At 72.4% G+C, this 22,245-nt stretch carries 18 protein-coding genes; 5 read left to right on the top strand and 13 right to left on the bottom strand.

Features of this window, described 5'->3' with window-relative positions:
* Positions 1-35: 35 nt before the first annotated feature.
* From AC1VWI_RS37435 to AC1VWI_RS37425, 3 genes are all read right to left on the bottom strand, one after another.
* Complete coding sequence (locus AC1VWI_RS37435) at positions 36-410, bottom strand: DoxX family protein (RefSeq protein ID WP_499515473.1); 375 nt, start codon at positions 408-410, stop codon at positions 36-38.
* A gap of 103 nt (positions 411-513) precedes the next feature.
* The gene (locus tag AC1VWI_RS37430; RefSeq protein ID WP_499515472.1) at positions 514-1,125 is read right to left on the bottom strand and encodes a hypothetical protein; all 612 of its coding nucleotides are present in this window, start codon (positions 1,123-1,125) and stop codon (positions 514-516) included.
* Between the two features lie 9 nt (positions 1,126-1,134).
* Complete coding sequence (locus AC1VWI_RS37425) at positions 1,135-2,940, bottom strand: ABC transporter ATP-binding protein (RefSeq protein ID WP_499515471.1); 1,806 nt, start codon at positions 2,938-2,940, stop codon at positions 1,135-1,137.
* Between the two features lie 95 nt (positions 2,941-3,035).
* Here AC1VWI_RS37425 and AC1VWI_RS37420 point away from each other — a divergent pair, with 95 nt between their 5' ends.
* Positions 3,036-3,503: a MarR family winged helix-turn-helix transcriptional regulator gene (locus AC1VWI_RS37420; RefSeq protein ID WP_499515470.1), complete on the top strand. Its 468-nt coding sequence runs from the start codon at positions 3,036-3,038 to the stop codon at positions 3,501-3,503.
* 22 nt (positions 3,504-3,525) lie between these two features.
* Here AC1VWI_RS37420 and AC1VWI_RS37415 read toward each other — a convergent pair whose 3' ends face one another.
* A complete protein-coding gene (locus AC1VWI_RS37415; RefSeq protein ID WP_499515469.1) occupies positions 3,526-5,232 on the bottom strand; it encodes a carbohydrate-binding module family 20 domain-containing protein in 1,707 nt (568 codons plus the stop codon).
* Positions 5,233-5,464: 232 nt separating this feature from the next.
* Entirely contained in the window at positions 5,465-6,184 is a 720-nt protein-coding gene (locus AC1VWI_RS37410; RefSeq protein ID WP_499515468.1) for a L,D-transpeptidase family protein, read from the bottom strand.
* A 172-nt stretch (positions 6,185-6,356) separates the two neighbouring features.
* On the opposite strand from AC1VWI_RS37410, the gene AC1VWI_RS37405 reads away from it, so the two are divergent.
* Both AC1VWI_RS37405 and AC1VWI_RS37400 read left to right on the top strand, forming a co-directional pair.
* Entirely contained in the window at positions 6,357-8,159 is a 1,803-nt protein-coding gene (locus AC1VWI_RS37405; protein ID WP_499515467.1) for an ABC transporter transmembrane domain-containing protein, read from the top strand.
* Positions 8,156-9,937 (top strand): ABC transporter ATP-binding protein, encoded by a 1,782-nt coding sequence (locus tag AC1VWI_RS37400; RefSeq protein ID WP_499515466.1) that lies wholly within the window; start codon positions 8,156-8,158, stop codon positions 9,935-9,937. The genes AC1VWI_RS37405 and AC1VWI_RS37400 overlap by 4 nt, the downstream gene beginning before the upstream one ends.
* An 82-nt stretch (positions 9,938-10,019) precedes the next feature.
* Here AC1VWI_RS37400 and AC1VWI_RS37395 read toward each other — a convergent pair whose 3' ends face one another.
* The gene (locus AC1VWI_RS37395) at positions 10,020-10,817 is read right to left on the bottom strand and encodes a metal-dependent hydrolase (protein WP_499515465.1); all 798 of its coding nucleotides are present in this window, start codon (positions 10,815-10,817) and stop codon (positions 10,020-10,022) included.
* A gap of 132 nt (positions 10,818-10,949) precedes the next feature.
* Here AC1VWI_RS37395 and AC1VWI_RS37390 point away from each other — a divergent pair, with 132 nt between their 5' ends.
* Positions 10,950-13,463, top strand: a complete 2,514-nt coding sequence (locus AC1VWI_RS37390; protein ID WP_499515464.1) for a DEAD/DEAH box helicase — start codon at positions 10,950-10,952, stop codon at positions 13,461-13,463.
* Between the two features lie 37 nt (positions 13,464-13,500).
* A complete protein-coding gene (locus AC1VWI_RS37385; protein WP_499515463.1) occupies positions 13,501-14,367 on the top strand; it encodes an acyl-CoA thioesterase in 867 nt (288 codons plus the stop codon).
* Positions 14,368-14,448: 81 nt separating this feature from the next.
* Here AC1VWI_RS37385 and AC1VWI_RS37380 read toward each other — a convergent pair whose 3' ends face one another.
* From AC1VWI_RS37380 to AC1VWI_RS37350, 7 genes are all read right to left on the bottom strand, one after another.
* Positions 14,449-16,281, bottom strand: a complete 1,833-nt coding sequence (locus AC1VWI_RS37380; protein ID WP_499515462.1) for a vWA domain-containing protein — start codon at positions 16,279-16,281, stop codon at positions 14,449-14,451.
* Positions 16,278-17,339: an ATP-binding protein gene (locus AC1VWI_RS37375; RefSeq protein ID WP_499515461.1), complete on the bottom strand. Its 1,062-nt coding sequence runs from the start codon at positions 17,337-17,339 to the stop codon at positions 16,278-16,280. Before AC1VWI_RS37375 ends, AC1VWI_RS37380 begins: the two co-directional genes overlap by 4 nt.
* Before the next feature lie 202 nt (positions 17,340-17,541).
* Entirely contained in the window at positions 17,542-18,426 is an 885-nt protein-coding gene (locus AC1VWI_RS37370; protein WP_499515460.1) for a DUF6397 family protein, read from the bottom strand.
* 95 nt (positions 18,427-18,521) lie between these two features.
* Positions 18,522-19,001, bottom strand: coding sequence for a macro domain-containing protein (locus AC1VWI_RS37365; protein WP_499515459.1), 480 nt, complete (start codon positions 18,999-19,001; stop codon positions 18,522-18,524).
* 52 nt (positions 19,002-19,053) lie between these two features.
* Positions 19,054-19,446, bottom strand: coding sequence for a DUF742 domain-containing protein (locus tag AC1VWI_RS37360; protein ID WP_499515458.1), 393 nt, complete (start codon positions 19,444-19,446; stop codon positions 19,054-19,056).
* 6 nt (positions 19,447-19,452) lie between these two features.
* Positions 19,453-19,863 carry a roadblock/LC7 domain-containing protein gene (locus AC1VWI_RS37355; RefSeq protein ID WP_018562311.1) on the bottom strand — a complete coding sequence of 137 codons (411 nt, stop codon included), beginning with the start codon at positions 19,861-19,863 and terminating at the stop codon, positions 19,453-19,455.
* A complete protein-coding gene (locus AC1VWI_RS37350) occupies positions 19,860-22,130 on the bottom strand; it encodes a sensor histidine kinase (RefSeq protein WP_499515457.1) in 2,271 nt (756 codons plus the stop codon). The genes AC1VWI_RS37355 and AC1VWI_RS37350 overlap by 4 nt, the downstream gene beginning before the upstream one ends.
* Positions 22,131-22,245 lie beyond the last annotated feature (115 nt).

The raw sequence follows: 22,245 nt of genomic DNA, 5'->3' as shown, positions 1-22,245 counted from the left end.
GTAGAACGGGGCACCGACAACGCCCCGTGGGCCGGTCAGGGGCGGCTGTCGCGGCTCACCTTCAGGGCCCACAGCACCAGCGGTGCCTGGAGCGGCAGCCGGGCGTAGGCGGCGTTCCGCAGGGGCGCGGGCCGGTCGCGCCAGTCCCGGGCCATCTTCACGTTGGCCGGCAGCACGGCGGTGAAGAAGCCCGCCGCCAGCAGGGCGCTCGCCCGGCGGGTACGGGGCAGTGCGATGCCCGCGGCGAGCGCCAGTTCCACCGCGCCGCTGACGTAGGTCCAGGTGCGGGGCTCGCCGGGCAGGACGCGCGGGACGATCGCGTCGAAGGGCCGGGGCGCCACGAAGTGGGCGGTGCCCGTGGTGGCGAGCAACCTGGCCAGCAGCACGGCGGAACGGTCGGACGCGGCCATCGGTTGCCTCCTGCGGTCGGCGCGGCGCCGCTCACCCTAGCGCCGGTGCCGGGCACCGGACGGACGATCGGCGGGGGCGGAATGTGCGCTTGCTCACCCGGGTCTACGGCGTGGTGGTGACCGGTCCCGCGAAGGGAGGCAGGGCCGCGTACTCCGGGGCCACCTGGAGCGAGACGGCGAGCTGGGCCAGTGCGTCCCGGACCCGGGTGAGCGGGTGGTCGGGGAAGTGCGCGTCGTAGTGGGGGGCGTCGCCCCAGTGGAAGGGCAGGCCCTGCCGCAGGTCGGAGGCGTAGGGGTGGGGCATGAAGTAGCGCTCGGGGCCGAGTTCGATGAGCACCTGCGCCTCCCGGACGCCGGTGGTGCCCTGCTCCAGGGCCTGGACCTTCACGACGGCGCTGCAGGAGGCCCGGGGCAGGGTGTAGCTGCCGAGGAACGCCTGGCCGGTGGGGCGGTCCGGCAGGGGGACCTTGATGACCTGGCGCAACGTGGGGACCGTTCCCAGGTGCAGGACGTCGGCCTCGATGAGGCCGCCGCCCGCCCCGGCCGTGTAGTGGGCCAGGGCGTGGCGCAGGCGCGGCAGGTCCTCCAGGGGCGCGGGGATGTCCGGCGGCACGTCGAACCAGTGCAGGCTGACGAGGTCGCCGTGGTCATTGGTCCAGGCGTCCGTCTCGATCTGCCGGTAGCCGGGGAGTTCCGCCCCCGCGATGGGTCCCATGGCCGAGGATCATGCCGTATGGACGAGTTGGGCGTCACGGCGGACCAGGGCGGCGTAGCGGCCGTCCAGGGCGAGCAGTTCGTCGTGGCTGCCGCGTTCCACGATCCGGCCGTGGTCGAGGACGACGATCTGGTCGGCGTCGCGGACGGTGGACAGCCGGTGGGCGATGGTGAGGGTCGTGCGGCCCGCCGAGAGGGCGTCGATGGCGTCCTGGACGGCGTGCTCGGTACGGGTGTCCAGCGCGCTGGTGGCCTCGTCGAGGATGAGGACCGGCGGGTCGCGCAGGATCGTCCGCGCGATGGCCAGGCGCTGCTTCTCTCCGCCGGAGAAGCGGTAGCCGCGTTCGCCGACGACGGTGTCGTAGCCGTCGGGCAGCCCCGCGATGTGGTCGTGGATCTGCGCGGCGCGGGCGGCGGCGACGACCTCCTCGTCGGTGGCGTCGGGCTTGGCGAAGCGGAGGTTCTCGGCGACCGAGGCGTGGAAGAGGTACGTCTCCTGGGAGACGACGCCGACCGATGCGGCGAGCGTGTCGAAGGCGAGGTCGCGGACGTCGACGCCGTCGAGCCTGACGCGGCCCTCGGTGACGTCGTACAGCCGGGGCACGAGGTAGCTGAGGGTGCTCTTGCCGGAGCCGGTGGCGCCGACGACGGCGAGGCTGCCGCCGGCCGGGACCGCCAGGTCGATGCCGTCGAGGGTGCGCCCGGGCGTGGCCGGGTCGTAGGAGAAGCCGACGCCCTCGAAGCGGATGTCGCCGCGGACCCGCGGGAGGCGTACGGGGTCGTCCTTCTCGGTGATGTCGACGGGCAGGTCGAGGTACTCGAAGATGCGCTGGAAGAGCGCGAGCGAGGTCTGCACCTGGACACCGGTCGACAGCAGGCTGACGGTGGGCCGGAACAGGCCCTGCTGGAGCGAGACGAAGGCGACGAGCGTGCCGATCGACACCGCCCCGCCCGCTCCGTTGACGGCGATGCCGGCGACCCAGTAGATGAGCGCGGGCATGGCGGCCATGACGACGCCGATGGTGGACATCCGCCAGCGGCCTGCCATGTTGGAGCGCACCTCGAGGTCGACCAGCCGGTCCGACTCCTCGGCGAAGGAGCGGGTGAGGGAGTCGGCGCGTCCCATGGTGCGGCCGAGGAGGATGCCGCTGACGGACAGCGACTCGGTGACGATGGCGGACATCGCGGCCATCTGCTTCTGGCGCTGGGTGGTGATCTTCTTGCGCTCGGTGCCGACCCGGCGGCTGATCCACACGAAGACCGGGAGCAGCAGCAGGGAGGCGATGGTCAGGCGCCAGTCCAGGGCGATCATCGCGACGACGGTGGCCACGACACTGGTGAGGTTGGACACCAGCGAGGTCGCGGTGGAGGTGACGGTGGCCTGCATGCCGCCGATGTCGTTGGCGATGCGGGACTGCACCTCTCCGGTGCGGGTCCGGGTGAAGAAGGCCAGCGACATGCGCTGCAGTTGCTCGTAGACGGCGGTGCGCAGGTCGTGCATGACGCGCTGGCCGACCGTGGTGGAGATCAGGGTCTGCAGGACGCCGAAGACGCTGTTGAGGACGGCGGTGGCGATCATGCCGAGGGCGAGCAGGCTCAGCAGCCCGGTGCGGCCCTGCGGGATCGCGGTGTCGAGGATCTCGCGCAGCATGAAGGGCGAGGCGACCGAGACGAGTGAGGCGGCGCCGACGAGGAGCCCGACGACGGTCAGGCGGGCACGGTAGGGGCGGAAGAGCCGCAGGACGCGGCGCACGTCGTTGGGTCGGGCGGGGTCCTTGGGCGGCGGGGTCCACCTCGGGGATTGATCGGGGTGCAAAGGGCCTCCGAAAGGTCCGGGCATGTCAAGGCGATGAGAGTGTAGTTCATTGTTACCTATACTCACAATGAACCGCATCCTGATACCCTCTGACCATGGAATCCCGCACCTCCGCCGCGGACACCGACGAGAGCACCGGGCGCCTCGCCGACCAGTTGCTGTGGCTGACCCGTCGGCTGCACCGCGCACAGCGGCGGCACCTGGAGCCGGTGGGCATCACCCCGGCCCAGGCACGCATGCTGCGCACGGTCGCGCACATCCTCAAGAGCGGGACCGCGCCCCGGATGGCCGACCTCGCCGAGCGGCTGGACGTCGTGCCGCGCGCGGTGACGAGCCTGACCGACGCCCTGGAGGAGCGGGGGCTGGTCCGCAGGGCGCCCGACCCGGTCAACCGCAGGGTGGTGCGCATCGAACTCACCGAGGAGGGCGACGACGCCGTGCGGCGGCTGCGCCGCGCCCGCCGGGCGGCGGCCGAGGAGCTTCTCTCCCCCCTGGACACGGACCAGCGCGATGCCCTGACGGCGTTGCTCGCCGTCCTGGACACCGCGCCGGGTCGCTGCTGAGGCGCTGGAGCGCAGGGAGGGGTCAGGCGCGCCAGGTGTCGCCCATCGTCACCTTGCCGCTCGCGGGGACGGTCGCCGTACGGTTGGCGCCGGACTCCCAGGTGACGTTCCCGCTGCCGTCCTTCTTGATGTACTTGTACTCGAAGGACGTGCCCGCGCCCATGGAGACGTCGAGCTTCCACACCGGGTAGGCCGCCGAGGACAGCGGCAGGGCGTTGCCGGTGTTCCAGTTGCCGAGGGCGGTGTTGTTGCCGACGACGTAGACGTTCTGGCCCCCCACCGTGGTGGCGTTCACCGAGAAGGACGCACCGCTCGCGGGCGTCGTGCCGCCGCCTCCGCTGCCGCAGGGGGCGCCGGTGTAGAGCGCCACCGCGTCGTTGGCGCCGATGGTGGCGGTGAACCTGCCGTCCGAGCCGACGGTGTAGGTGGCGCCGCTGTGCTGCACGTCGCAATAGGTGCCGGCGGGCAGCGAGGTGGTGAAGGTCTGCGTGAGGGAGCCGCTCTCGTGGTTGATCGCGACGTAGCCCTTGCTGCCGCGCCCGAAGGCGATGGCGTTGTTGCCGTTGGACCACCAGTTGGTCACCGCGGTGCCGGCGACCGCGTTGCGGAAGCCGACCATGCCCGAGATCTGCGGCCAGGCGTGCTGGCACTTCCAGCCGTCGCTGTAGCAGGCGTTGACGGTGCCGCCGTTGGGCGGGCCGGCGTCGTTGTCGGAGAACTCGTAGCCGGAGTACACGTTGGGCGAGCCGTAGGGCCAGGCCAGCATGTAGACGTTGGCCAGGGTGTAGGTCGCGCCCGCCTTGTAGGTGAGGGTCGAACCGTTGCGCTCGGTGTCCCAGTTGTCGACGAAGGTGCGCGAACTGCCGCTCGCGAGGTAGCCCGCACCCCATGACGCGCCCCAGTTGCTGAGGTAGGCGAGCTTCTCGCCGGTGAAGATCCGCTTGAGGTCGTAGGCGCCCTGGAAGGCGTCGACGTCACCGGTGCCGGTGTACTCGCCGGGCTGGACGGCCTCCCCGGAACCGTAGATGACCTCCTGCGCCCAGAAGACGGAGGGGTTGCTGAGCTTGGCCTTGATCGCGGAGAGGTCGGCCGCCGCGATGTGCTTGGCCGCGTCGATGCGGAATCCGTCGACGCCCAGCGCGATGAGGCCGTTCAGGTACGCCGCGATCGTCGAGCGCACGTAGTCGCTACCGGTGTTCAGGTCCGAGAGCCCGACGAGTTCGCAGTTCTGGACGTTGTCGCGGTTGGTGTAGTCGGAGATGTTCGTCCGGCAGGAGTGGAAGTCCTGGTCCTGGTAGTACCCCGGGTAGTTGTACTTGCTGTACGACGTGCCTCCGGTGCCGGTGCCCGAGCCGGCGCTCATGTGGTTGACGACGGCGTCGGCGATGACCTTGACCCCGGCCGCGTGACAGGTGTCGACCATGTTCTTGAAGGCCGTCCCGTCACCCAGCCGGCCCGCTATGCGGTAGCTGACGGGCTGGTAGGAGGTCCACCACTGCGCGCCCTGGACGTGCTCCTGGGGCGGCGACACCTCGACGTAGCCGTACCCGGCCGGGCCGAGGGTGTTGGTGCACTCCTTGGCGACCGAGGCGAACTTCCACTCGAAGAGGGTGGCGGTGACGTCCTTGCTTCCGGGCGGTGCTGCCTGGGCCGGCTGCTGCGAGACGCCGACGAGCCCGGCCGTGCTGAGCAGGGCGGCCAGACCCGCGCGCAGAAAACGCGATCTCATGGTGCGGCTCCTTCGTGTTCGGGCACAAAGGTGCCCCGAAGACAGCCACGCGCCGGGCCATCGAGTGTGGGGGCGGAGTTCCCGCCCGTGGGAACTCCGGGTAGGAGACTGGCCCCGCTGACGGGTAGCGTCAATATGTCGCGTGGAAAAACTTTCAACTTCTTGCGGAAACAGTCTGCTTCGCTCTTGCAGAAGGCCTACCGGCCCTGCGGCACGACGTCCTGAGTCGCCGTCAGGCCGCCAGGTGCTCCCGGTCCCCCATCACCACGACCGGGTGCAGCGCCGGATCGAGCGTGCGCAGCAGGTACTCCATGTCGGCCTTGGACTGGCTGACGCACGCCGACGTGCCGCTGCCGTGGTCCATGTGCAGCCAGATGCTGCCGCCCTTGGACTGGCCCTGGGGGCGGGTGGGATCCAGCGGGGAGGTGCCCTTGACCCGGTTGTAGTCGATGGCGATGACGAGGTCGAAGTCGTGCCGGTACGGCTTGGCCCAGTAGCTCGGCGCGGCGAAGGCGGACGAGTGGTGGTAGGGGAGCCGGGCCTGCGGCTCGGGCAGGACACCGCCCGCGTCCGAGAGCGTGAAGACGCCCACGGGGCTCTTCTTGTCCCCCTCGTGGTGGTCGGTCGTCCAGCCGCCCCTGCCGTTGTGCCCGGACCACGAACGCTCGCGCTTCCACAGGTCGCCCTGCCGGGTGTACAGCACGATGGTCGAGTCGGCCGATCCCGCACCCTGCCCGTACACCGCGACGACCTGGCGGGAGTCGGCCGGGATACGGGACCGCAGCGCGGGGCCGACGCCCGGTATCCCGCGCGTGGCGCCCGCCTGGGTGGCGCGCGGCGGCTGCTTCACGGCGTGCGCCGACGTGTCCCGGTGCTCCTCCGCGCCCCCGGCACAGCCGGCGAGCAGCACCAGCGCCGCCGCGACGGCCACCGTCCCCGCCCCATGCCTCACTCGAACCGCCCCTCTTCCCTGAAGTCGCGTCCCATCTTCGCACCCTTCGATGAGGACGGATGCGGACCGTGTCCCGTTCCCCCCGCCCCGGGAAAAAACGGGTTGAATTCATCACCTCTGTGACGCGACGCTGGCACGTCTCCTCCCACCCCAGCATCGATGTCGGGATGTCATGTCGCTACGCGCTCTCCCCCATGCCGACCCGGGTGTCCCCGACACCCGCTCCGGCTTCCGTTTCCTGCTCTGGCTGGAACAGCGCCAGATCGGCGGCCAGATCAAGGCCACGCTGTGGGGCACCCTCCACATGGCGGCCGTGGCCTGCTTCCCGGCCGCCGTCGGCATCGCCGTGCAGGCCGTCGTCGACGGCTCCGGCGGACGGCTCGCGCTCGCGGGCGGCCTGATCCTCGCCCTGGGCGTGGTGACCGCCGTCGGCGACACCATGCTGCACCGCACCGCCGTCACCAACTGGATCTCCGCGGCCGCCCGGGTGCAGCTCCTGCTGTCGCGCAAGACCCTGGAACTGGGCTCGCTGCTCACCCGGCGGGTCGCGGCGGGCGAGGTCGTCGCGGTGAGCACCGGCGACGTCGAGAAGATCGGCTGGTTCGTCGAGGCACTGGCCCGCTTCGCCTGCTCCCTGCTGGCGACCGTCGGCGTCACCGTCGCCCTGCTGGTGTACCGGCCCGAGCTGGGGCTGATCGTGGCCGCGGGTGTCCCCGTACTGGCCTTGGCGGTGCTGCCGTTGCTGCCGCACGCGACGCGGCGCGCCGACGAGCAGCGTGCCAAGGCGGGCAAGGCCACGGAACTCGCCTCAGACACCGTGGCCGGACTGCGGGTGCTGCGCGGCATCGGCGGCGAGGAGCTGTTCCTGTCCCGCTACCGGCGGGCCTCGCAGGAGGTCCGCAGCGCCGCCGTCCGCAACGCCCGGATGTGGGCGCTGATCAGCGCCGTGCAAGTGGCCCTGCCCGGCCTGCTGCTGCTCGCGGTGACCTGGTACGGCGCGCGGCTGGCGCTGGACGGACGGATCACGGTGGGCGAACTGGTCACCGTCTACGGGACGGTGGTCTTCCTGCTGTTCCCGCTGCGGGGCTTCGAGGAGATCGCGATGGCGTACTCCTTCTCCCGGCCGTCCGCCAAGCGCGCCGCCGCCGTGCTGGCGCTGCGGCGGGACACCGCGGGCGACGACGGCGGAGCCACGGCGGGCACGGGACCGCTGCCGGCGGGCGACCTCCACGACCCGCTGACGGGGCTGCTCGCCCCGGCCGGGGAACTGACCGCCGTGGTGTGCGGGGACCCGGACGCGGCCGGCGCCCTCGCGGACCGGCTGGGCGGGCACAGCCCGGCCGGGACCGGGGACGGCCCCTCGGTGCTGCTCGGCGGGACGGCGCTGGACGACCTGCCGCTCGCGGCGGCCCGCGCGGCCGTGCTGGTCCAGGACAAGGACCCGGTGCTGCTGTCGGGAACGCTGACGCAACTGCTGGACGTGCCCGCCTCCGGCCAGGTCACCGCGGCCGAGGCCCTCGCGGCGGCGCAGTGCGGCGACGTGCTCGACGCACTGGCCCAGGCCTCGGTGGACGACTCGGGCGACCCGATGCGTTCCCGCATCACCGAGCGCGGACGGTCCCTGTCGGGCGGCCAGCGGCAGCGGCTGGCGCTGGCCCGGTCACTCGTCGCCGATCCGGAGGTCCTGGTGCTGGACGAGCCGACCAGCGCCGTCGACACGCACACCGAGGCCCGGATCGCCCAGGGCATCAGGGCGCTGCGCGACGGGCGGACGACGGTGGTCCTCACCTCCAGTCCGCTGCTGCTGGACCGCGCCGACCGGGTGGTGTTCGTCGAGGACGGCACGGTGCGCGCGTCCGGCACGCACCGCGAACTGCTCCGGGCCGACCTCGGCTACCGCGCGGTGGTCACCCGCGAGACCGAGCAGGCGCCCGAGGAATCCGCACGTCTCGAGAAAGCCGAGGAAACCGCATGATCGGCGTGGAACCGCCGGAGTACGACCCGGCCGCGCCACGGCACGTGACGACCTTGCCGGTGGGCTCGCCCGCCACGGTGCGCGGTTACGTCGGCGAGCTGGCCCGGCGGCACCGGGGTGCGTTCGCCGTGCTCGTCTCGGTGAACACCGTCGCCGTCGTCGCCTCGATGGTCGGCCCCTATCTGCTGGGCGGGCTCGTCGAGGACCTGGCGGCGGGCCACCGCGACCTGCACATCGGACGCACCATGGCGCTGTTCGCCGCCGCGCTCGCCGTGCAGACGGTGTTCGTCCGGGAGGTGCGGCTGCGCGGCGCGATCCTGGGCGAGCGGATGCTGGCGGACCTGCGCGAGGACTTCCTCGTACGGTCCGTGGGGCTGCCCCCCGGTGTCCTGGAGCGGGCGGGCACGGGCGACCTGCTGTCCCGCATCACCACCGACATCGACCGGCTGTCCAACGCGATGCGGGAGGCCGTGCCGCAACTGGCGATCGCCGTGGTGTGGAGCGGCCTGCTGCTCGGCGCGCTGACGGTCACCTCGCCGCCGCTGGCACTGGCGGTGCTGGTGGCCGTACCGGTGCTGCTCGCCGGCTGCCGCTGGTACTTCCGGCGCGCGCCGCGGGCGTACCGATCAGAGGCCGCCGGCTACGCGGCCGTCTCGGCGGTCCTCGCGGAGTCGGTGGACGCCGGGCGCACCATCGAGGCGCACCGGCTCGGCGACCGCCGCGAGGAGCTGTCGCGCATCCGCATCCGCCAGTGGGTGGCGTGGGAGCGCCACACGATGTGGCTGCGCAGTGTGCTCTTCCCGGTGATCAACGTGACGTACATGCTGATCCTCGCGGCGGTGCTGCTGATCGGCGGGACGCTGGTCCTGCACGGCCGCGTGACGGTGGGCGAGCTGACGACGGGCGCGCTGTACGCGCAGATGCTGGTCGACCCGATCAACCTCATCCTGCGCTGGTACGACGAGCTGCAGGTGGCCCAGGTGTCGCTGGCCCGGCTCGTCGGCGTCCGGGAGGTCGAGCAGGGTTCCGGGGACGAGCGGGTGGCGCCGGACGGCCGCGACGTCCACGCCGACGAGGTGCGCTTCGGCTACCGCGCCGGCAGCGACGTGCTGCACGGGGTGAGCCTGCGGGTCCGCCCCGGCACGCGGCTGGCCCTGGTCGGCCCGTCGGGGGCGGGCAAGTCGACGCTGGGGCGGCTGCTGGCCGGGATCTACAGCCCGCGGGCCGGCGAGATCACCCTGGGCGGCGCACAGCTGGCCCGGATGCCCGCGGAACGGGTCCGCGAGCACGTGGCCCTGGTCAACCAGGAGCACCACGTCTTCGTCGGCACGCTCCGCGACAACCTGCTGCTGGCACGCGCGGGAGCGGGTGACGACGAGCTGTGGGCAGCGCTCACCGCGGTCGACGCCGAGGGCTGGGCACGGGCGCTCGACGACGGCCTGGACACCGAGGTCGGCTCGGGCGGCGCCGCGCTCACCCCGGCCCAGGCGCAGCAGGTGGCGCTGGCGCGGCTGGTCCTCGCCGACCCGCACACCCTGGTGCTGGACGAGGCCACCTCGCTGCTGGACCCGCGCGCGGCCCGCCATCTGGAACGGTCGCTGGCCCGTGTGCTGGACGGCAGGACCGTGGTGGCCATCGCGCACCGCCTGCACACCGCGCACGACGCGGACCTGATCGCAGTGGTCGAGGACGGGCGGATCAGCGAGCTGGGCAGCCACCACCAGCTGGTGGAGGCCGACGGCGCCTACGCCGCCCTGTGGCGGTCCTGGCACGGTTAGGCCTGTGCTCGTCCGTGATGATGCGCGTGGCCCCGGCCGTCCTGCGACGGCCGGGGCCACGGGCGTGACGGGGATGGCGGGCTCAGCCGCCGAAGATGCCGAGTGCCCCCAGCGCGCCCAGTCCGCCGGCGGCGAAGAAGATCGGCGTGAGCACCTTGATCTCGACCCAGCTGCCCGCGCGGAACCGCATGGCCTTCGGCGGGCCCAGCGGGAACCAGCGCTTGCGGCCGATCGGGATGGGCCACAGGATCGGGCAGCCCGAGACGGTCAGGGCGTCGCCGATGCAGTGCACGAGGGCGCCGAGCACGATGGGGATGCCGATCCACAGGTACTGCTGCCCGGGCTCGGTGAACAGCCAGCCCTTGCCGTTCTCGGTGCCGTCCAGCACGTCGGCCAGCACCCAGGCGCTGGTGGCGCCGAGCAGCCACACCAGGATGTCGCTGGAGACCCGGGCCTGCCGCCACAGCAGTCCTTCGACGGCGAGCACGGCGTGCACGAACAGGATCACCAGGACCCCCCAGCGCCCGCCGTACACCGCGATCAGCGAGGCGCCCCCGCCGATCGCGACGGCCCACACCCAGGTATGGGTCAGTGTGCGGTGACCACCGGAACGGCGCGGGTCACCGGCCTTGCGCGTGGCCTTGTAGGTCGCGTACGAGAGCTTGTCGACGATCTCGCAGAACCACCGGGAGACCGGCCCGAAGGCCCGCGATATCGTGGCCGCCTTGTGGTCGAGGTCGGGGGCGAGGGCGGCGCCGGCACAGATCAGTGCGCCGACCACGAGCGTCGGCCAGGGCATCGGGTGGTCGAGCGCGGCGGCGAGTGCTCCCACCCCCAGCCATGCCGCCGCTCCGGAGATAGAGTGCGCCGGTCCCATCATGGTGTGCCCCGCCCCTTTCGACCCGCCTGCAGGCGGAGTTGACGCGTAATCGACGGCACACCATACCGCCGGTCGATCTTCCTCCGTACCGCCGGTTCCTCCCCTGGTCCCGGGGACAGGCAAGATGGGGGTGTGACCCTCATCGATCAGCTGCCTGCAGAGCCCGATCCCGACGCCCTCTTCGAGGCCTTCTCGTCCTGGGCGGAGGGCCGGGGCATCTCCCTCTACCCCGCCCAGGAGGAAGCGCTGATCGAGGTGGTCTCGGGGGCGAACGTCATCCTGTCCACCCCCACCGGCTCGGGGAAGAGCCTGGTCGCGGCCGGTGCGCACTTCGCCGCGCTCGCCCGGGACGAGGTCACCTTCTACACCGCCCCGATCAAGGCGCTGGTGTCGGAGAAGTTCTTCGACCTGTGCAAGCTCTTCGGCACCGAGAACGTCGGCATGCTGACCGGCGACGCCTCCGTCAACCCGGACGCGCCCGTCATCTGCTGCACGGCCGAGGTGCTGGCGTCGATAGCGCTCCGGGACGGCAAGGACGCCGACGTCGGCCAGGTCGTCATGGACGAGTTCCACTTCTACGCCGAGCCGGACCGGGGCTGGGCGTGGCAGATCCCCCTGCTGGAGCTGCCGCAGGCGCAGTTCCTGCTGATGTCGGCGACGCTCGGCGACGTCACGCGCTTCGAGAAGGACCTCACCCGCCGTACCGGCCGGCCCACGTCCGTCGTGCGCTCGTCGACGCGGCCGGTGCCGCTGTCGTACGAGTACCGGCTGACCCCGCTCACCGAGACGCTGACCGAGCTGCTGGAGACCCGCCAGGCCCCGGTCTACATCGTGCACTTCACGCAGGCGGCGGCCGTGGAGCGGGCGCAGGCGCTGATGAGCATCAACATGTCCACGCGCGCCGAGAAGGACGCCATCGCGGAACTCATCGGGAACTTCCGCTTCACCACGAAGTTCGGCCGCAACCTGTCGCGTTACGTCCGGCACGGCATCGGGGTGCACCACGCCGGCATGCTGCCCAAGTACCGGCGCCTGGTGGAGAAGCTGGCGCAGGCGGGCCTGTTGAAGGTCATCTGCGGCACGGACACCCTCGGTGTCGGCGTCAACGTGCCCATCCGCACGGTGCTCTTCACCGCCCTCACCAAGTACGACGGCAGCCGCGTCCGCGTGCTGCGCTCCCGTGAGTTCCACCAGATCGCGGGCCGCGCCGGGCGGGCCGGGTTCGACACGTCGGGCTTCGTGGTCGCCCAGGCGCCGGAGCACGTGATCGAGAACGAGAAGGCCCTCGCGAAGGCCGGCGAGGACCCCAAGAAGCGCCGCAAGGTGGTGCGCAAGAAGGCGCCCGAGGGCTTCGTCGGGTGGACGGAGAGCACCTTCGAGAAGCTCATCGCCTCCGATCCCGAGCCCCTGACCTCCCGGTTCCGGGTCACCCACGCGATGCTGCTGTCGGTCATCGCCCGCCCCGGCAACGCCTTCGACGCCATGCGGCGGCTGCTGGAGGACAACCACGAGGACCGCAGGTCCCAGCTGCGGCACATCCGGCGGGCCATCGCGATCTACCGCTCCCTGCTGGCCGGCGGGGTCGTGGAGCGGCTGGACGAGCCCGACGAGGAGGGGCGCATCGTCCGGCTGACGGTGGACCTGCAGCAGGACTTCGCGCTCAACCAGCCGCTGTCCACCTTCGCGCTGGCCGCGTTCGAGCTCCTGGACCCGGACTCGCCCTCCTACGCGCTGGACATGCTGTCGGTGATCGAGTCGACCCTCGACGACCCCCGGCAGATCCTCGCCGCCCAGGAGAACAAGGCGCGCGGCGAGGCCGTCGCCGCCATGAAGGCCGACGGGGTGGAGTACGAGGAGCGGATGGAGCGGCTCCAGGACATCTCCTACCCCAAGCCGCTGGAGGAGGTGCTGTCGCACGCCTACGGCGTCTACCGCAAGAGCCACCCGTGGGTCGGCGACCACCCGCTGTCGCCCAAGTCGGTCGTACGCGACATGTACGAACGGGCGATGACCTTCACCGAGTTCGTCTCGCACTACGAGCTCGCCCGGACCGAGGGCATCGTGCTGCGCTACCTGGCGAGCGCGTACAAGGCGCTGGAGCACACCGTCCCGGACGACCTGAAGTCCGAGGACCTGCAGGACCTGATCGCCTGGCTCGGCGAGCTGGTCCGTCAGGTCGACTCCAGTCTGCTGGACGAGTGGGAGCAGCTCGCCAACCCCGGTGAGATGACGGCCGAGGAGGCCCAGGAGCGGGCCGACCAGGTCAAGCCCGTCACGGCCAACGCCCGGGCCTTCCGGGTGCTGGTGCGCAACGCCCTGTTCCGCCGGGTGGAGCTGGCCGCGCTGGAGCGGTTCGGCGAACTCGGCGAGATGGACGCCGGGTCCGGCTGGGACGCCGACGCCTGGGCCGAGGCCATGGACGCCTACTGGGACGAGTACGAGGACCTGGGCACCGGGCCCGACGCGCGCGGCCCGAAGCTGCTGCAGATCGAGGAGCGTCCCGACGAGGGGCTGTGGAAGGTCCGCCAGACCTTCGCGGACCCCGACGGCGACCACGACTGGGGCATCTCCGCCGAGATCGACCTCACCGCCTCCGACGAGGAGGGCCGCGCGGTGGTCAAGGTGACGGCCGTGGGCGCGCTGTGACCGCGAGGACGAGCACCCGCACGAAGGAGCACGCCCGATGACCAACCCCGCCGAGCGGCTGGTGGACCTCCTCGACCTGGAGAGGATCGAGGAGGACATCTTCCGCGGGCAGAGCCCCCAGGAACGCCTCCAGCGGGTGTTCGGCGGACAGGTGGCGGGCCAGGCGCTGGTCGCGGCCGGGCGCACCACGGACGGCAGCCGTCCGGTGCACTCCCTGCACGCGTACTTCCTGCGCCCGGGGCGCCCCGGGATGCCGATCGTGTACCAGGTGGAGAGGATCCGCGACGGCCGCTCCTTCACGACGCGGCGCGTCGTCGCGGTGCAGCAGGGCCGGACGATCTTCAACCTGACCGCCTCCTTCCACGCGCCGGAGCCCGGGTTCGAGCACCAGCTGCCGATGCGCGAGGTCCCGGACCCGGAGAGCCTGCCGAAGCTGAGCGACGAGCTGCGCGAACACCTCGGCGAACTGCCCGAGCAGTTGGAGCGGATGGCGCGACGGCAGCCGTTCGACATCCGCTACGTGGACCGCCTGCGCTGGACCGCCGAGGAGATCGAGGGCGCCGAGCCGCGCAGCGCGGTCTGGATGCGCGCGGTGGGCCCGCTCGGCGACGACCCGCTGGTGCACACCTGCGCCCTCACGTACGCCAGCGACATGATGCTGCTGGACGCCGTGCGCGTACCGGTCGAGCCGCTGTGGGGGCCGCGCGGCTTCGACATGGCCTCCCTGGACCACGCGATGTGGTTCCACCGGCCGTTCCGTGCCGACGAGTGGTTCCTGTACGACCAGGAGTCCCCCGTCGCGACCGGCGCGCGCGGCCTGGCCCGCGGCCGCATCTACGACCGCGAGGGCCGGCTGCTGGTCTCCGTGGTCCAGGAGGGGCTGTTCCGGAAACACGGCGCCTGAGGGTCCCGGGAGCCGGTGCCCGTCCGGTACCGGCTCCGGCTCCGGCTCCAGCTCCGGGGGCCTCCTTGCGCCGACCGGGCCTCAGCGCATGCGGAAGACCGGTCCCTTGGGCGTGAACGGAAGGCGGGCGTCCTGGGGGATCAGGAAGGCGTGTTCGCGGCGTATCCGCAGGACGTCGCATTCGCCGTCCGTGATCAGCAGGACCGGGGCCGTCGGCGGGAAGTCCGGGGCGCGCTGGAGGAGGTCGACACCGGGCTGCAGCACGGTGCCGCCACGGCCCCTGACGCGTACCCGGTGGGCGATCTCGGTCACCGCCAGGTAGCCCGCGTCGAAGGGGGCGGCGTCGCAGAACACCACGCGGGCGGCCGTCACGTCGCGGGCGGTGGCGTAGGACGCGATGGCGCCGAGCGCCTTGCCGAGCAGCGCCCGGCTCATGGACCCGGAGGTGTCCAGCACCACACCGAAGGTGCAGCGGACCACTTCCTGCGGCGGGTGGCTGCGGCCGGCCCGGGGGATGTCCGGTGTGGAGGCCTGCCGACGGGCCGGGCGGGCGAAACTGCGCACCGCCTCGGGACGGGGCACGTACTCGTCGAACCAGCGGGCGAGCCTGGCGTCCCACGGCAGCGGTGGGTGGGACAGCGCGCGGATCTCCTCGACGAGTCCGGCGGGCAGGAGTCCGCGCTCGCGGTGGTGCAGTTCGAAGCCCTGGAGCAGCCCGCGCCGGTAGAACTCGTCCAGGTCGACCCACGTGGGGGCGGTCTCCCCGGGGCGCGGCAACGGCTCTCCGAGCACGTCCCCGAGGCCCTTGCCGCGCAGCGTGGCGAGCCGGCGCAACCGCCGCTCGTCCCGCGCGATACGGTCGTAGACCTCCTCGCTGGACAGTCCGGCCAGGGCGGGGTCGTGCAGCAGGCCCTCGGGCATCTGCCCGACGCCCATCTCCAGCAGCCAGCCGTTGATCACGTAGTCGGCGGCGACGTTGAACAGGTACGGGTCCCGGCCGCCCCGGCGGTCGCCGTGGCGCAGCGCGGCGTGCAGCATCTCGTGGGCGAGGATGAACCGCCATTCCTCGTCGGTGTACCGGCACAGGGGGTTGAGGTAGATCTCCCCCGCCTCGGCGTTGACCGCCGCCACCGAGATCCGCTGGGCGCGGGCGAGTTCGGCGTCGGCGACCAGGGTCATCCCGGCGGCGATGCCGCCGAGCAGCGGGTAGGAGGAGACGAACCAGCTCAGGGCGCGCTCCCAGGGACGCAGCGGGCGCCGGGCCCCGGTGAGCTCCTCGCGGCGGCCTCCGGCGACGTCCATGGCCGCCGATATCGTCCGGGTCAGGGCGCTCGCGAAGGCGAGGGTCCAGTCCTCCGGTGCCCTCCAGGACGGTTGCCAGGGGTGGAGCACCTGGTCCGGCTGCGGGCCTGCGGTGCCGCACGCCGAGAAGCCGGTGGGGATGCCGTCGCGGCGCCAGCGGGCGGCCAGTTGTTCCTCGTCGCCGTCCGGGAACACCGGGGGCAGCGCGACGGGCGCCCGGCCCACGGGGAAGGTGTCCAGGAAGCGGTTGACCACCGCGCAGCGGGCGGCCAGGTCGAACCGGTCGGGCTGTTCTCGCGGGCCCCTGGCGGCCGGCACGTGCCCGAAGCCCAGGTGCAGGAGGCAGTGCGCCAGCACCCAGGCCCACTCCTGCGGGTCCGCGCGGCGCCGGGGGTCGGCGTGCACGACGCCGTTGGAGGTGACGCAGGCCCAGCCGTCGCGAGGGTGCTCCTCGCACTCCTCACTGCGGCACAGACGGCCGTTGACGGCGGAGAGCGCGGCGAGGGCGGTGTTGCGGCGCAGCAGGTCGACGCCGGCGGCGAACGCCTCGGCCGCGGGGTCCTTGCGGGGTGCCGACCGCGCCCGGGACCTGTCGCCGCGCGCGCCGCTCACCGGCGCGCCTCGACCAGGCGCGGCATGTCGCGGGCGGCCTCCAGCAGGAACCAGGAGGGCAGCACCGGGTTGTCGTCGTCACCGTCGGCGATCACGGTCTGGGCGACCTCGACCGAGATCTCCGCCAACTGCACCAGCAGCGACTTGGCCCGGTAGGCCATCTGCCGCACGGCCGGGGACGCGTGCTCCCGCTGCGCCGGCAACTCCTTGATCAGACGCCCGCGGAAGGAGTCGGCGAGGTAGTAGAGCAGGTCGCGGTCCTCGATGCGGCGCGGCCAGGAGGCGTCCCCCTTGAGGATGGCGTCCAGCCCGTACGAGTGCCGGACGATCTTGACGTAGCCGCAGAAGGCCGTGGCGTGCGCCGGGGTGAGCGTCCCGTACGCCAGCACCTTCAACGTCTCCTCGTCCAGAGCGGGTCCGAAGGAGTGCAGCGCGTCGGAGAGCATGTGCCAGGCGCGCGGGGTGGAGAACGGCTCCTCGGTCTTGGGCGGCGCGGACCACAGGTGGTCCGGCCGGTCGGTGAGGTGGTCGGTGATCCACGGATGGATACCCGCGCCCGCCGCCCAGACCAGCCAGTCCGCAGCGGATGCCCGCAGATGGACGTGCGCGAGCCGGTTGACCAGGGCGGAGGCCATCGGCCGTGCCAGCGCGTTGTCGGTGGCACGGTTGCCCGCACCGATCACGATGCTGCCGGGCGGCAGCTCGTACGAGCCGATACGGCGGTCGAGGATCAGCGAGTAGAAGGCCTTCTGGACATCGGGGGTGGCCGCGTTCAGCTCGTCGAGGAAGAGGCAGTACGGCTCGTCGCGGGCGATCGTCTCCGGCGGGCAGAAACGCGAGCGGCCGTCGACGATCTGCGGTACGCCGATGAGGTCCTCCGGAGCCAGCTGCGTCCCGATGAGACTGACGCAGTCCAGCCCCAGCGAGTCGGCGAACTCCCTGACCAGGGACGACTTCCCGATGCCCGGGGCGCCCCACAGGAAGACCGGGCGGACGGTGGCCAGGTTGAGCAGCAGCTCGGGCACCTGGGAAGGAGAGACGGTGACAACACCCTGCAAGCGCGGGCTCCTCGGAGATGAAGGGGATGGCGGGCACTCGACGGGCGCCGGCCGGCCCGAGCAGTCTCACCCCTGTCCCCACCCCGTCGCACCTGCTTTTCGGTGCATCGTCGGCCTCGCACTCCACCGCGCCCTCGACGAGTCGATCGGTCACGACGTCGGCATCACCGCCTGGTAACGCGCGGTGTGAGGGCCTGTCCGGTCACCCCAGTCCGAGGAGGCGTCGCCAGCGGCTGCGCGGCGCCGTGGGTGGTGGGGGAGGCGGGGCAGGGGGCGGCGTGGCGGTCGGCGGGGCTGGGGTGTCGGCTGGGGTGGCGCGGTCGGGACGCGGGGCGGGGCGGGAGGCGCGGGCTCTGAGGAGTGCGTCGGCGAGCGAGACCTGGGCGAAGGTGATCTCGTCGGGGTGGCCGGCGACAGTCTGGGCCTCGATGAGCTCACGTGTGGCGTAGGAGCCCGTACTCCCCGGTGGGAGCGCCGGGCAGAGCCGACGCAGGTAGGCCCGTTCACGGGTGTCCGGCACCGCGTCGGCGGCACGTTCCGGGCCGAGCAGGGCGGACCAGGCGGCCGCCTCGCCCCAGGCGCCCTCCGCGTCGCGCACGAGTTCCTCGACACGGCGGGCCCGCCAGCCGCGGGCGCGGTGGTCCTCGCCCTCGTCGAGGGCGTCGCGCAGCTCGGCGGGCAGCCTGCCCTCCAGCAGGGTGGGATGGGCCCGGGCGAACCGCCGTACGTCCTCGGCGAGGTAGAGCCACACCACGGCGCGGTAACGGTTGACGTACCAGCGGACGGGGCGGAGGAAGCCGCCCTTGGCGAGCCGGGTGAAGCGCTCCCGGCTGATCCCGATCAGCGCTGCGCCCTCGATGCTGCCCACCAACTCCAGCCGCGCGCGCAGCCGGTCGGGAAAGCCCTCCTCCGCGCGCAGCCGGTCCACGTCCTCCCGCACGACACGCCGGCGCCCGCCGACGGCCGGTGCGGTGCGTACCTCGCCGGTCTGCAGCGCGACCTCGAACTCCTCGACCTCCAGGCACAGTTCCTCCCGGGCGCGCTGCATGCCGAGAGCCTCCCGGACGACGGTCTCCTTGACAGCCATGCCACTCCCCTGACCTTCCGTAGCGACTCATCACTGACAGTCACGACGATAGGTCCTCCCGGCGACATCCGCCCGGGCCTGTGGATAACTCCGCTTCACGCCCCGTGGTCGTACACGGTCACGGAGATCCCACGGCGCACGAGCCGCTCCTCGACCGACGGCGCGACCCGCTCCCACCGTCCGCCCGCGAGCCCGCACCCGATGCGCGGCATGTGCACGGACGCGCCCAGCTCCGCCGCCTTCTCAGCCACCAGGGCCAGCCCCGCGTCGATCGCCTCGTACCGCACGGGTACGCCTTGGCTGCCCCTGCGGATGCCGCGCTGCCCGACGAGATTGGCCACCCAGACCCACTCGCCGACGCGGACGAACTGGACAGCACCCAGGGCGAAGTCGTTGCCGGCGCGTTCGCGGTGCCACCGCCGGTACGCGGCCTCGGGTTCCGGCCAGCGGCGGGAGAGCGCGACCACGAATCCCTTGCCCCAGCCGCCCAGGTCGTTGCAGACGTGGACGATCAGCTTGACGCCCTTGCCCTGCGGCGCGGTGGCGTCCCCCCGGACGTACGTGATCCCCTCCATGCGGTCACCGTACGCCCGGGGTCCGACAACGCCGCCGCAGCGGCGGCACGGCTCACAGGGCGCGCAGGCCGTCGATGACGTCCTTGAGCAGCCCCACGTCGGGCAGTTCGGCCGGCGGCACGGGCCGGATGGCCCGCAGGTGGCCGTCCCGGAGGAGGTCGCCGAGCAGCACGCGGACGACCCCGAGCGCGAGGTCGGCGTCCGCGGCCAGTTCTGCCACGGTGAGCGGGCTGTCCCGGCACAGGTCCAGGAGGGCCAGGTGCTCCTCGTCGAGGTGGTCGTCCGGGGCCGTACCGACGGCCGGGACCATGACGGCGATCAGGTCGACGTCACCGTCGGAGTCCGGCCGGGTGCGGCCGCCGGTGATGGTGTAGGCGCGCACCATCGGACCGGCCTCGTCGTCATACCAGAGCGCGCCCTCGTCTCCCGGCGGGCTCGGGTTCATGCTTCATCACTCCCCCGGTGCCGCCGCGTCGTGCCGGCGCGGCGTGACACCGAGGTGTTCACCGACCCGGTGGACCATGAGGGTCATCTCGTAGGCGATCTGCCCGACGTCGGCCTGCACACCGCTGAGCACCGACAGGCAACTGCCCTCGCCCGCGGCCGTGACGAACAGGAAGCCGTCGTCGAACTCGACCATCGTCTGCCGCACGCCGCCCGCGTCGAAGTGCCGGCCAGCGCCCTTGGCGAGGCTGTGGAACCCGGACGAGACGGCGGCCAGGTGCTCGGCCGTGGCACGGTCCAGACTGGTGCTCGCCCCGGTCACCAGACCGTCGCCGGAGAGCACCAGCGCGTGCCTGACGTGCGGCACCCGCTCTGTCAGATCGTCCATCAGCCATGTGAGTCCACTGCTCACCGTCATCCCCCGTTCTCCCCGGTCTCCGCTGTCCCTTGCGGTGCTGCGGCGTCCCTGCCGCGGGCCAGGCCGCGGGCGAACGCCGTGATGGTGGAACGAGCCTCTTCCGGAGATCGTTCCCTTTCCTCTCCCCCGCCAAGCGACTCCGCCGGGCTCTGGTGCGCCCCGTCGTCCCTCAGTTGCGCTACGAGACTGGCCTGCCGCTGCCGCTTCGGCAACCCCGTCCCGGTGCGCCCCTCCTCGCGCGGCCTGGTCGGTCCCCGCCGCGGCCGTGGTGTGCGCGGCGCCGTGTCGGCCCGGTCCGGCCCCGGCGGCTCGGGCACGGCCCGCGGGCGCAGCACCTGCTCGCCGGTCTCCAGGTCGTCGCCCGAGGCGTCCACGAGCACCGACTGCGGGACGAACACCACCGCCACCGTGCCGTCGAACCGCCCGCGGCGCAGGGTGACGCGCACCCCCTGCCGCGCGGCGAGCCGCCCGACGGTGAACAGGCCCAGCCGGTCCGTCTCCGGGAGCTCCGTTCCCGCGCCGGCCTCGCCGAGTTCGTTGTTGGCCTGGGCGAGCCGCTCGGCGCTCATGCCCAGGCCGCGGTCCTCGACCTCCAGGACGTAGCCACCCGCGACGACCTCACCGCGCACCTCGACCTTGGTGTCGGGCGGCGAGAAGGCGGTGGCGTTGTCGATGAGTTCCGCCAGCAGGTGCAGCACGTCGGCGATCGCGGGGCCGGTCAGCGCCACCCGGGGCATGCGCCGGACGACGACCCTCTGGTAGTGCTCGACCTCGCCGACCGCGGCACGCGCCACCTCCGCGAGCCGGACCGGGCGGCGCCAGGCGCGGCCGGGTGCGTTGCCGGAGAGGATCAGCAGGCCCTCGGCGTGCCGGCGCATGCGGACGGCGATGTGGTCGACGCGGAACAGGTCGTCCAGGTCCGCCGGGTCTCCGGAGCGGCGTTCCATGGCGTCGAGCAGCGTCAGCTGACGGTGCAGCAGCACCTGGCTGCGGCGGGCCAGGTTGGTGAAGACGGCGGAGACCCCGCGACGCAGCTTCTCCTGGTCAACGGCGGCCTGGACGGCGGCGCGCTGGGCGTTGTTGAAGGCCCGGCCGACCTGCCCGATCTCGTCGGCGCCGAAGCGCAGGTCGGGTGCGGCCCGGGCGACCGCGGCGTCGTCGAGTTCCTCGCCGGCGCGGAGCCTGCGGAGCACCTCCGGCAGGCGCCTCCCGGACAGCTCCAGGGCCTGGTTGCGCAGCAGCGTGAGCCGGCGGGCGATGCCGCGCCCGATGAGCAGGGAGATGACGACCGACAGGACGACGAGGAACAGTCCGGCGAGGCTGACCGCGCCGGTCCGCACGAGCACGTCCATGCCGTCGTCGCGGGCCCGCTCGCCGACCTCGCGGGCGGCGTCGACGTTGATGTCGCTGAGTTCGGCGAGGGCCCGGTCCGCGTTCTGGCGCCAGCGGTCCTGGGAGACGACCAGGCCGACGTCCTTGGCGCCCGCCCCACGCGCCGCGGCCTCCATGGAGTCCAGCGTCCAGGCGACGCTGCCGCCCTCGAACTCGTCGAGCCGCTCCTTGGCGGCCTTGGTCAACTCCGGGTCGACGATGGAGTGCAGCAGCTTGCGCCCGTCGATGGTGCCGATGAACTCTCGGTACTGGCTGCCCGTCATGGCGGGACCGAGCTGCGCGGCGGTGAGCATGGCGTCCTCGCGGGACAGCAGTTCCCTGGCCCGGACCAGGTCGATGACGAAGCCGCCCTGCCGGGCGACCTCGCCGCTCTGGAGCGCGGCGAGCGATCCGCGCAGCCGGAAGATGGGGTCGATCACAGCCGAGTAGCGGTGGAGCGTCATCGACCAGCCGACGTCGCGCTGCCGGACGTCCTCGCGCAGCGGCGCCAGGTCCTTCGCGGCGGTGACCAGTTCGGTGATCCGCTGCCGCTGGGCGAGGTCGAGCTCGGTTCCCTGCGCCTGCTCGCGCGCGTGGTCGCGGACGACCGCGAGCATCCGGTCGGTGGTGCGCTCGGCGCTCTCCAACTCGGGCCCGCCGCTCGCGCCGTCGGACGCCACATAGGCGACGGCGACGCGCCGCTCGACCTGCAGGGCGCGCCCCAGGTCGTCCGCGGGGGTCCCGTAGTAGCGGTAGGTGTCGGCGATCCCCATGAGGGCGAAGGCCCCGCGCACCGAGGTGAAGGTGCTGTATGTCCACAGACCCGCCAGCGAGAGCAGCGGCACCAGGAGAAGTACCACGAGTTGCGTGCGGATGGTGCGGGGGCGCAGGCGCATGCGTGAGGTCCTCGGTCGACCATGGGTTCGATGGGGAGGGGCACAGTCTGACCCACGAACGCCCCCTTCGTGGCGCCGACTGTGACATCTCACAATCCCTTTCCACCGGACGCCC

The sequence above is a fragment of the Streptomyces sp. TOM-9 genome, from assembly GCF_056858595.1.
The sequence above is the reverse complement of the archived record's forward strand: the minus strand, read 5'-3'. Positions and strand labels throughout refer to the sequence as shown.